10 protein-coding genes are annotated in these 11,814 nt (G+C 37.0%); 4 read left to right on the top strand and 6 right to left on the bottom strand.

Annotated features, from left to right (window positions below; genetic code table 11):
* The first annotated feature begins 264 nt into the window (after window positions 1-264).
* A complete protein-coding gene (locus tag ACSLUH_RS16260; protein WP_448568908.1) occupies window positions 265-600 on the top strand; it encodes a DUF3653 domain-containing protein in 336 nt (111 codons plus the stop codon).
* Window positions 601-656: 56 nt separating this feature from the next.
* Here ACSLUH_RS16260 and ACSLUH_RS16255 read toward each other — a convergent pair whose 3' ends face one another.
* Together ACSLUH_RS16255 and ACSLUH_RS16250 are read right to left on the bottom strand one after the other, a co-directional pair.
* Entirely contained in the window at window positions 657-1,157 is a 501-nt protein-coding gene (locus ACSLUH_RS16255; protein WP_448568906.1) for a DUF2726 domain-containing protein, read from the bottom strand.
* Between the two features lie 44 nt (window positions 1,158-1,201).
* A complete protein-coding gene (locus ACSLUH_RS16250) occupies window positions 1,202-1,642 on the bottom strand; it encodes a hypothetical protein (protein WP_448568904.1) in 441 nt (146 codons plus the stop codon).
* 289 nt (window positions 1,643-1,931) lie between these two features.
* On the opposite strand from ACSLUH_RS16250, the gene ACSLUH_RS16245 reads away from it, so the two are divergent.
* Window positions 1,932-2,423 (top strand): hypothetical protein, encoded by a 492-nt coding sequence (locus ACSLUH_RS16245; protein ID WP_448568902.1) that lies wholly within the window; start codon window positions 1,932-1,934, stop codon window positions 2,421-2,423.
* A 72-nt stretch (window positions 2,424-2,495) separates the two neighbouring features.
* Here ACSLUH_RS16245 and ACSLUH_RS16240 read toward each other — a convergent pair whose 3' ends face one another.
* From ACSLUH_RS16240 to ppsA, 4 genes are all read right to left on the bottom strand, one after another.
* Window positions 2,496-2,891 carry a hypothetical protein gene (locus ACSLUH_RS16240; protein ID WP_448568900.1) on the bottom strand — a complete coding sequence of 132 codons (396 nt, stop codon included), beginning with the start codon at window positions 2,889-2,891 and terminating at the stop codon, window positions 2,496-2,498.
* 220 nt (window positions 2,892-3,111) lie between these two features.
* Window positions 3,112-6,177, bottom strand: coding sequence for a D-2-hydroxyglutarate dehydrogenase YdiJ (ydiJ, locus tag ACSLUH_RS16235; RefSeq protein ID WP_448568898.1), 3,066 nt, complete (start codon window positions 6,175-6,177; stop codon window positions 3,112-3,114).
* Window positions 6,178-6,286: 109 nt separating this feature from the next.
* Window positions 6,287-7,018 carry a substrate-binding periplasmic protein gene (locus ACSLUH_RS16230; protein WP_448568896.1) on the bottom strand — a complete coding sequence of 244 codons (732 nt, stop codon included), beginning with the start codon at window positions 7,016-7,018 and terminating at the stop codon, window positions 6,287-6,289.
* Between the two features lie 108 nt (window positions 7,019-7,126).
* Entirely contained in the window at window positions 7,127-9,502 is a 2,376-nt protein-coding gene (gene ppsA / locus ACSLUH_RS16225; protein WP_448568894.1) for a phosphoenolpyruvate synthase, read from the bottom strand.
* Between the two features lie 168 nt (window positions 9,503-9,670).
* On the opposite strand from ppsA, the gene ppsR reads away from it, so the two are divergent.
* Together ppsR and ACSLUH_RS16215 are read left to right on the top strand one after the other, a co-directional pair.
* On the top strand, window positions 9,671-10,480 hold the full coding sequence (ppsR, locus tag ACSLUH_RS16220) for a phosphoenolpyruvate synthetase regulatory kinase/phosphorylase PpsR (RefSeq protein WP_448568892.1): 810 nt from the start codon (window positions 9,671-9,673) through the stop codon (window positions 10,478-10,480).
* Window positions 10,481-10,710: 230 nt separating this feature from the next.
* Complete coding sequence (locus tag ACSLUH_RS16215; protein WP_448568890.1) at window positions 10,711-11,766, top strand: 3-deoxy-7-phosphoheptulonate synthase; 1,056 nt, start codon at window positions 10,711-10,713, stop codon at window positions 11,764-11,766.
* The last annotated feature ends 48 nt before the right edge of the window (window positions 11,767-11,814 follow it).

Below are 11,814 nucleotides of genomic sequence, written 5' to 3'. Positions count from 1 at the left end.
GGGTTTAGTATTATGATTGTTTATGGAGTTGCACATTGTTTTGGCATACCAATGCCTATGTTAAGACTACCTGCTAGTTAATTATTTCATAACTTATTGAAATCATTATGTATTTTAATAAGTAATATTTACAGTGTTTAATATGAAACGTCTGGTTTTATTGGGTTTGATAGAAAATTTGATTAAGCCTTCTGTTTGTTAAGGTTTGCATTTTGCTTAGAAAACAATTTTTTATCTTATTCAATAATATAGGAAGTATTATTTATGAAAAATTGTTCTAACATTCCAACAGAAAACTTTAAAAACCTTTTATGGAAATGCGGGTTTACAGACACTTCAACTAAAGGAAACGAGGATATCGCTAAGTACCTGTGTGTTAGTCCAAGAACAATAAGAAGATGGATTAAAACAAATAAACCATCTAAACAAGCCGTTAAAATTCTTAATGATAGAGAACGGATGCTTAACAACTACTGGGAAAACTTTAGAATTCTAAACGACAAAATTATGACCCCTAACGGCTATCGATACTCTGCACAAGAACTAAAAACTTTGTGTATAGAAATAGAAAGAATTAAAAGCCAAATACGTTATGAATAGACATCTATTGAGGACACGAACAAGTGTCCTTTTTAGTGATAGCCATTTTTATCTACTCATTGATTGTAGTCACATGGATTTATTATATTTTCAACAGTTTGCTTTATCTCAACTATTGAGTAGCTTGCTTTTGCTGGAAACCTTATCAATTTTAAGTTCGCCATTTCGCAAATTGAGTTTAAAAAAGCATCTCTTTTTTTAACTGATTTCTTATTATGGCTTTTATCATCTAGTTCAATAACAGCGACTAAATCCAAACTATCTTTATTACAAAGAACATAATCAAAATGTTTAGCTGAAATTCTGTTAAAAGCGATTTGCCAATCTTTTCTATTTAGTCCCTTCTGTGGAGATAAAACATCGGCTACTCTGACTTTTCCAAATATTCGATAATGTTCTGACACTGCCGAATCTAGTACACCAAGAAAAGAGCGCTCTGCTGGACTAAAAAGAGGACCATTTTGTCTATATGAAATAGGTTTATTTAAATTTTTCGAAAGAAACACAAACCCAATTATAATTATAAATAAAAATAGTAATACTAATACCAATTCCATCTGATAACTCGATTATAAAGAATAATTAATACGTTTAAAGTTTATTAAAAAATACTCTTGTTCCCTTGTTTCCTTTTTTCGGTAGCCCGTTGATGTTCGGCTTCTCTTTCCATATCCCTTTTTTTTAAGTCTTCTAAAGAATATGGATCAACAGGTAAAGCTAATGGGACTTTAAAGGAAACCTTACTAAGCGTTGAATTCGTTTCACTTGATTTAACACCACCTCCGATAGAAAGCACAGAAGCCACTTTTAGTTTTCCATCTGCTTCTGTACCAGTGTTTTCAGCTACAGAAATAGCAACATTAAAATCTACTATATATATATTTTGCCCATTAGGTAATGATGAAACATGAGAGTCTCCTTGTTTATGAACCCTTATTGCTGGATTAACCAAGCCACCTAAGTTTTTTACCGCTAATTGTGATTCACTTACCCCTTGTGCAATTTGTATTAATGATTCTGCTACAAAATCTTTTAAGTCCATAAGTTCAATTCTCCCTATTTGTTAGTGATTAACTTTAAAATAAATAATAATAAGTTTAAAGGGTAATTTTGTAGTATTCATCGTAAGATGCATTGTTCTGGTTAATCTACCCCCGTAATACATTTACGGGGGTTAAAGCGACACAAAAATCCTTGACGAACATTGACCAGGCGCAACAAGTTGCTGCTTGGTTAATAGCATTATTGTGATTATGCAAAAGTATCATTTATTAAGTTGTTATTTGCGACTACACTGTATGCGTCTTATTCAACAAACAAGGATTGTTATCATGAATAAAGTTTATTTGTGGTTATTGCTAGCTGCAGTTTTTTCTCCCAACGCGAATGCTTCTATTAAATGTCAGTCAGAATGGCAAAGCCTTAAACACACCCAACAATTAATGCGGCATAAATCTACTGAGACACTACGTCAAAAAGAGCATAAAAAAGCCAAAGCTTATCAAGATTGTCGTCGAGGGAAAACAAAACCCAAAATTGAAATAAATAAAAAAAATTTAACGACAAACTCTACTCATAAACAACGTCAGAACACGGCTTCAAAAAGTAAAATAAATAAAAGTGAGCCGATAAAGTATACGCGCAGCATTAACGTTAGCGGTAAATTTAGCGGTGAAAAGCAAGATGCTTGGTTAAAACATTACCAAGCCCCGAAAGAATGCGCTCATCCAAAAACAACACAGCAATTTGCTAAATGTACCGAGAATAGAAACGAACAAGCAACTAAGTTTTCCGTTGCATGGGAGAAAACAAGGCCAAGATAGTTGCTTGTTCGTTAACCTTCTAGGGTAAGCACAAATACATACTTACCCTATTCCACTTAGCCACTTTGGTTTTTAGTAAACCGTCCAGTAATTTACGCTAACTTGACCCTCATGATGAAGTTCAATGGTTTTGTTCCAGTAAACATCAGTACTGATTTCTGCCCAGTCATGCTCAAAGCTCATGTGATTTTTAGGGCCTTTATATTTGCACTTATATGTCGACTTTTTATAAATGTCAGCTTGTGGTTCAACATAATAATAAATGAACTGCTCTTCACAGCTATCTAACTGATAGTTACCTGCAATTAATTGAAACTTAACAATATTAGTTTGGTAACCCAGTTCAAACACTTCTTCACTGGTTTGGTAGCCAATAAAGGTATTTACGTCTGATAAATCGTTTGCGTAACTCGCATTAGCGGTAACTGCTAAGGCTAAACCAAGTAAAACTTTAGGTAATCTCATCATGTGATCCTTTTTGAAAAAAAAATTAAGGGAAATGTGAGCCAGTCCATCCAACTCACTGAGAATAATCTAACAATCTCAGATTAAGATTAGGTGAACGAAAAGTGATGTTTTTGTTAACTCAAGTTCTGCAACAAAATGTTTAAAAAATGATTTTTAGAAATAAAAAAAAGCCAAAAACAATTTGTTCTTGGTTTTGTTCAATAGTAGAAACTTATAAACGTTATGGGTTAGTCGATGATAGGCAACTTAATAATGCTTGAATTGGATGCCTAGTTTTTTGCCCTTCTAAACGCTTAACTTGGCTTCGACACGAGTACCCTGTTACGACAATTTGCTCTGGCGTATATTGATTAATTTTGGCTTGCCAACTCATTTGATAAAGTTGTTTTGAGTTATCAAGGTTAGCTTGCTCATGCCCATAAGTGCCTGCCATACCACAACATCCAACAGACACGGATGTTAATGAAAGTCCAAAGGCTGAAAATATTTTTTGCCATTGTTTTTCACTTCCTGCTAATGCGGTCTTTTCTGTACAATGAGCGAAGAGTTTAAAGTCAATTACACTGCTTAATTGCTTACTTTTCACATTTTGGTGATCGATCAGATTAATTAGCCACTCATGAGCTAACTGCACTGAAAAGTCACCTCGTTTCTCTTTGAGGATCTGCTGGTATTCATCCCTAAAACAAAGCACTAAAGAAGCATCTAGACCAATCATAGGAATATTAAGTTTGTGCAATTGATTTAGAAAATCAGCGGTATTTTTAGCTGTATTGGCAAAACGGTTGAGAAAGCCCTTTACGTGCTGCGGTTTACCATTGGGTTTAAACGGTAACAATACCGGTTTAAATCCTAGCGTATCAATCAATTGCATCATATCAAAAACCACGTCGGCATCATAAAATGAGGTAAACGGGTCTTGTACAATAAATACATATTCTTGACGCTGCTCTGATTGCATTTGTTCAAAACGAGCTAAGTTAAACGTTTCGTAGTGACTACGGTTAACGCGTTCTTCAAGTGTAGGCACTGATAATAGCGGAGTATCAACATAGCCAATAGTCTTTTTAGAAATCTTATTATAAATTTTAGATGAGAGCACCCTGTTAACCGTATTAGGGATCCTTGCCATCATAGGTGCCATTATTTCTACGTTGGCAACCAAATGATCTTTTAACGGTCTGAAATAACGAGAGTAATAAAGATTTATAAAGCGTGCTCTAAAGTCAGGTACATCGACTTTTATTGGGCATTGGCTAGCACAAGCTTTACATGCTAAACACCCACTCATTGCTTCCATGACTTCATAAGAAAAATCGGTCTTTTTAGCGCGTGTTAAACTGCTTTTTACTTTATTAAGCAGTTGTTTTACGGACCAACCGTTAATGTTTTCTTCTAACTTAAGAACATCTACGCCCTTTTCTTCTAATAATCTCAACCATTCACGCATTAATCCTGCACGACCTTTGGGTGAATGACGTCTATCACGAGTCACTTTACTCGATGGACACATTGGACTGTCAGCGTCGTAATTAAAACACAACCCGTTACCATTACAGTTTAATGCTGAATCAAAAGACTCTTTAACGGTTATCGGTATTTGCCGATCAAAACTACCTCGTTTTATGCCATCGACAGATACAAGTTCATCAGAAGAATCAATCGGGGTACAAATTTTACCAGGGTTCATTTTGTTGAATGGATCAAAAGCAGATTTGATTTTTCGTAGTTCATTAAACAAACTTTCACCGAAAAACTCAGGCCCATATTCACTACGATAGCCTTTTCCGTGTTCCCCCCACATCAAACCACCATATTTTGCAGTGAGTTTGACCACTTTATCTGAAATAACTCTTAATAGCTTTTCTTGTTCTGGATCACACATATCTAGGGCTGGCCTAACATGTAAAACACCAGCATCAACATGGCCGAACATTCCATAATGAAGATTATACTCATCAAGCAATGCTCTAAACTCTACGATAAAATCGGCAAGATTTTCTGGAGGAACCGCAGTATCTTCGGCAAAGGCTAATGGTTTTTGGCTACCTTTGGTATTTCCTAATAAACCTACGGCTTTTTTACGCATCGCATAAAGCTTATTGATACTGTCTAAGTCTGAGGTTACTTGATAACCGATGACGCCGTTATCGGATAAAATGTCTTTATCTAACTGTTGAGTTAATTGCTCAACTTGATGCGCCAGTTCTTCCTTACTATTGCCGTTATACTCGACAATATTAATACCATCCATTGTCTTATTATCTACATCAGAAATAAGATCACTTACTGAATGCCAAATAATATCTTGTTTGGCTAAGTTTAATACTTTCGAATCTATCGTTTCAACGGAAGTAGCGTTCGCTTTAACTAATGTTGGTGAATGACGAAGTGCTGAGTCAAAGCTGTCATATTTGATATTAATTAACGTTTTGGCTTCTGCTATTGGCGTAAGATTAAGTTTAGCTTCACAAACTATCGCTAAAGAGCCTTCTGAACCGGCAATAAGACGAGAAACGTCGACGTGGCTTAAATCTTCCGATAATGCATGTTCTAAATCATACCCGGTTAAAAAACGATTAAGTCTTGGAAATTTAGCGAGTATTTCTTCTCTTTTTCCTTTACAGGTATCAATTACCTGTTTAAGAATTTTACCGTAAGTGGTATCTGTTTGACTTAATTCACTCGCTTGTTCAAAAGTTAACGGCTGGGTGTCTATACGATCACCATTAGCCAGCACAGATGTCAGCGCAAGCACATGATCTGACGTTTTACCATAAACTAAAGAGCCTTGACCGGATGCGTCGGTATTGATCATACCACCAATGGTGGCTCGGTTGCTGGTTGATAGATCGGGTGAAAAGAAGAAGCCATAAGGTCTTAAAAAATCATTTAGTTGATCTTTAACAACCCCCGCTTCTACCCTAACCCATTTTTCCTCGACATTAATATCTAATATACGATTCATGTATTTCGATAAATCTACAACGATACCGGGTGTTAAACTTTGACCATTAGTGCCAGTGCCACCACCGCGGGCGCTAAACTTTATTTCTTTAAATCGTTGCTGATCGGATAACTGGCAAATGGTTTGAATATCTTGCACAGTGCGAGGATGCAACACTAATTGAGGCAGTTGTTGATAAATACTATTATCGGTTGCCACTGCGAGGCGAGAACTATAGTGACAGTTTATTTCACCTTTATAATTTTCGTTAGCAAGTGAATCAGCAAATTCTTGGTATAGTGGAGAAATAAGCTCAATATGAGATAAGCGAGGCAACATAAATAGGATGTTCGTCTAATTTTATCGTTTATTTGTCGACAATTATATCATGGTTATTTTTTAATTGGTGAATAGTAAATAAGAAATAAAACCGAGATTTATATAATTTTTAATAGGCGTACTTCTGATAAACGTCATCAATAACACCGTCATACTTTAACTGTGTTAGTGTTTCATCAATTACATTAAGTAAGTTGGCCTTAGCAGGTTGTACACGCATGCGAATCTTTGCACTATTTACCACTCCGCCTATTTTAAATTTTCGAAATTCAGGATAATTTTTTTGATAATACAAAATAGTGCGGTAACCAATGAATATATGATTGAGACGGTTTATTGAAAGTTGCTTTAATAAATTAATTTCAGAGACGTTTTCTACTTTAGTTATTCTTTGCGTTGCAAAAAGCTCGTCATAACCTGGATAGGAGTAACCTCTTACTACACCAACACGTTGACCGAATAAATCTGACATTTGTATTAGCTCAAAACTATGCTCTGGCGCTGATACAAGTACTTCAGTCGAAGTTTCAAACGCTATTGAATAAACACCAGGGACTTTACTACTCGTTCGCCAGAGTTCACTTACACCGGGCTCGATATCGATTGTCCCTTCATCAAACTCTACTAACACTCTCGCCATCGGCAGAATTTTAAATTCGAAAGTATAATCAGTACGCTTTTCAATTTCCTTGAATAGGTCGACAAAGATTCCACTTGGTATGCCGTTTTCAATGATTGTATAGGGAGGATTTCCACCAGAATAAAGTGAAACAACGATATTTTCAGCTCTAGCAATAAAACTGAACATACAAAGAATAAGGACATTGAGAAAATGCTTCATTTAACAACTCTAATTAACACCTCGCTTTTCAGTATAGTCAGGTTTTTTACAGGCAACAAAAAAGGTCGTGTTTTTCAACACGACCTCTTCTCTCAGTCTTTTATATTTTTAGCGGTTATATTGCTCAGCTAGATACAACCATGTTGGCAATACCGTATCAGGGTTAAGCGAGACACTGTCGATGCCTTGCTCTACTAACCAAGCAGCAAAATCAGCATGATCTGACGGCCCTTGACCACAAATGCCGACATATTTTCCACGTGCTTTACAGGCTTTTATCGCCATTGCTAATAACGCTTTGATGGCAGGATTACGTTCATCAAATAAGTGAGCAATTAAACCTGAATCGCGATCTAAGCCGAGAGTTAACTGGGTTAAATCATTTGAACCGATTGAAAAACCATCAAAATGATCAAGGAATTGGTCAGCTAATAATGCATTGGAAGGTAATTCACACATCATGATAATACGTAAACCATTCTCACCACGCTTGAGACCATTTTCTGCTAATATGTCGATTACTTGCTCTGCTTCTTCTAGTGTTCTAACAAATGGGATCATCACCTCAACGTTAGTTAAACCCATTTCATTACGAACGCGTTTAATGGCTTCACACTCTAGCGCAAAACATTCCCTAAAATCTTCGGAAATATAACGAGATGCACCACGATAACCTATCATTGGGTTTTCTTCATCTGGTTCAAACTCTTCACCACCAACTAAGTTGGCGTACTCATTTGATTTAAAATCTGACATGCGTACAATAACTTTTTCAGGCGCATAAGCTGCAGCAAGCGTAGAGATACCTTCGGTTAGTTTTGCAGTGTAAAACTCGACAGGGTCTGAATAACCTGCCATGTAATCACGGATTTCATCTTGTAAATCTTCAGATTGACTATCGAAATTCAGAAGTGCCTTAGGGTGTACACCTATCATTTTATTGATAATAAATTCTAGACGCGCTAAACCAATGCCTGCATGTGGCAGTTTCGCAAAGGCAAATGCTCGATCTGGGTTACCAACGTTCATCATAATTTTTAATGGCAACTCTGGCATCTTATCAACTTCAGAAGTTGTCACGGTATAATCAAGCTTACCTTGATAAATAAACCCTGTATCACCCTCTGCACAGCTTACGGTAACTTCGTCACCACTGGCAATTTTATCTGTAGCATCACCACAACCAACAACTGCTGGAATACCCATTTCACGAGCGATAATCGCTGCGTGACATGTGCGACCACCTCGGTTAGTGACAATGGCTGATGCTTTTTTCATGATCGGCTCCCAGTCTGGGTCGGTCATGTCTGTCACTAATACATCGCCCACTTCAATTTTGTCCATTTCGTCTAATGACGATAAAACTTTAGCTTGACCACTACCAATCTTTTGCCCGATTGAGCGACCTTGACAGACAATATTAGCCGTTTGGGTTAACTGAAATTGCTCCATGACATTGGCATTTTCACGACTACGAACCGTTTCTGGGCGAGCTTGAACGATATACAATTTGCCATCTAAACCATCTTTCGCCCATTCGATATCCATTGGACGTTGATAGTGCTTCTCAATAATTACCGCTTGTCTTGCGAGTTCCATCACTTCTTCATCAGTTAATGAAAACTGATTAGAAACTTCAGGTTCAACATCAACGATTTCAACCTGCTTACCGTGCTCTTGCGTTTCAGCGTAAACCATTTTAATGGCTTTGCTACCAATGTTTCTTCGAACGACAGCGGGTTTGCCGTTAGCAAGGGTTGGTTTATGCACGTAAAACTCATCAGGATTAACGGCGCCTTGTACAACCATTTCCCCTAAACCAACACTAGAAGTGACAAAAACGACGTCTTCAAAACCTGACTCTGTATCAATAGAAAACATAACTCCCGAGGCTGCAATATCACTGCGAACCATACGTTGTATACCGGCTGATAATGCCACACCACGATGGTCGTACCCTTGATGCACACGGTATGATATTGCGCGGTCATTAAATAATGAAGCGAAAACGTGCTTAATCGCCACCATTACAGCATCTAACCCTCTAACGTTTAAAAAGGTTTCTTGTTGACCAGCGAAAGAAGCATCTGGCATATCTTCGGCTGTTGCTGAGGACCTTACTGCAAATGAAGCATCTTCAGAAAACTCTCCAGCTAATTTTGAATAGGCTTGTTCTATATCAGCCTGCATTTGTGGAAGAAAAGGTGTGTCGATGATCCACTGACGGATGGTTTTACCACATTGGGCAAGCGCATTAACATCGCTCACATCTAGATCATCAAGTAATTGGTATATTTTAGAGTTAAGGCCACTTTGCTCTAAAAATTCATTGAATGCATAAGCGGTTGTAGCAAAACCACCCGGTACTTGAACACCAACGTTAGCGAGGTTTGAAATCATTTCACCTAATGATGCGTTTTTTCCGCCAACACGTTCAACATCATTCATTCCTAAATTTTCATACCAAAGTACATTTTCTTGCACGACAACTTCCCCGTAGTGGATAATTAAAAAATACGTCTATCACTCTAAATTTTAACAATTTTTGTATAAATTAAAGAGTACGGTAAAAATGTTTATGATTGCTATTATAAAAGCTTTCAGTAAGACTTACATTAACAATTTTTTGATAAGATAAAAAAAGAGAGAATAATGAGAACTGCTTTTTACGTCTCAGATGGTACCGCGATCACCTCTGAAGTCTTTGGTCATGCACTTTTGTCACTGTTTCCAACCCAATTTAAACATGAAACGATTTCTTTTGTTGAAACCAAAAAAAAAGCACTAGAAACAAAGGCAATTATTAACAAAGCCGCCAAAGCATCCGGAGAGCCCCCTCTCGTCTTTCATACATTTGTTAACCCAGAAATCAGGGAGATTATCGATAGCAGTGATGCAATAATTTATAACTTTTTAGAGCACTTTATAGGCCCTCTAGAGAATCAGTTAGGCATTAAAGCTAAGCCCAAAGCCCATAGAACACATAGTATTCACGAGAATAGTTATGACTATAGAATAGACGCGGTCAATTATGCTCTAGCAAATGACGATGGTTCCAATATCAGTAATTATGAGCATGCTGATGTTATTTTAGTGGGCGTATCACGCTCAGGTAAAACACCTACGTCATTATACTTAGCATTACAATACGGCATTAAAGCCGCAAACTATCCGTTTATTGATGATGATATGGATGATTTATCTATCCCAGAATTTTTAAAGCCCCACAAAAAGAAGTTGTTTGGATTAACCATCGACCCACAACGTTTAATGGACATTCGAGATGGACGTATGGCCAACAGTAAATACTCGTCCGCACGACAATGTCGTATGGAAGTAAGAGCTGTTGAAAACTTGTATAAAAAAGAAAAGATCCCTTTTCTAAACACGACCAAATATTCTGTCGAAGAAATCACCGCAAAAATACTCGCAGAAACAGGATTACAACGATATAAGTATTAACTTTTTCTAAAAACTAGGTAATAGAATAGCTAGCGTAGCACAGCAACATTACGCTAGCGTTTAGTTTGTCATCTATATTTGTCTGTTTTTTATGTTATTTGAACAACTGTTGGTGTTAATTTTGCTCAAATTCGATAAAGCAGTTCACATAAGCGGCTATTTTCGTTATGTTAGCGCCATATATTTAACCGTAAATAAGTAGTACGGTGTAATGACTTAATTGGAATGTCATGACCATTAAAACAGACGAATTTAGAACTACCCTGATTGAAAGTTTAGTATCACCTGCACAGCTTGCTGAACAAATCCCCCTAAATGATAAAACAGCAAACTTTATTATTGATAGCCGTCAACAAATAGAAAACATTTTAACCGGCAAAGATGATCGACTAATCGTTGTCATTGGCCCGTGTTCTATACATGATCCTGATGCCGCTATCGATTACGCAAAACAACTTAAAGCACTGCACGATGAATTTAGCGACGAATTATTCATTGTTATGCGGGTTTACTTTGAAAAGCCAAGAACAACGGTTGGATGGAAAGGGTTAATTAGTGACCCTGATTTAGATAAATCTTTTCATGTTGCAAAAGGATTAAACTTAGCCAGAACGTTATTAATGGATATTAATAAGCTCGGTTTGCCCGCTGGCACTGAGTTTTTGGATATGGTTACCGGACAATATATTTCTGACTTAATCAGTTGGGGAGCTATTGGCGCTCGCACCACTGAAAGCCAAGTACATAGAGAGCTAGCTTCTGCGTTATCTTGCCCTGTTGGTTTTAAAAATGGTACAGACGGAAACATTCAAATAGCCATAGACGCTATAAAAGCTTCAAGCGTACCCCACGTGCTGTATTCACCAGACAAACACGGTCAAATGTGTATCTATCAAACGCATGGTAACCCTTTTGCTCACGTTATTTTACGTGGCGGAAAAACGCCAAATTATCAAGAAGCACATGTTAAAGATACTAAAGAAAAGCTAGATAATGCGGCGATTGAAGCTGGGATTATGGTCGATTGTAGCCATGGCAATAGCAATAAAGATCATACGCAACAAATCAATGTTGCGCAAAGCATTGCACAGCAACTAAGGCAAGGTGAATCTAAAATTTCAGGGGTTATGATTGAAAGCTTTTTAAAAGAAGGTAATCAAAAAGTAGTACCAGGTCAGCCGCTTGTCTATGGTCAAAGTATCACTGACGCTTGCGTTAATTTAACAACAAGTATAGACATGTTGAGCCTATTAGCGGCTGCTGTTCAAAGTAAGCGTAAGCTTTAAAATAACCCATTAATATTACAAGGTTTATATGTAATTTTAATGGGTATA

It is taken from the genome of Thalassotalea ganghwensis, assembly GCF_053485795.1.
Note: the sequence above shows the minus strand (reverse complement) of the source record. Positions and strands in the feature narration are given on the sequence as shown.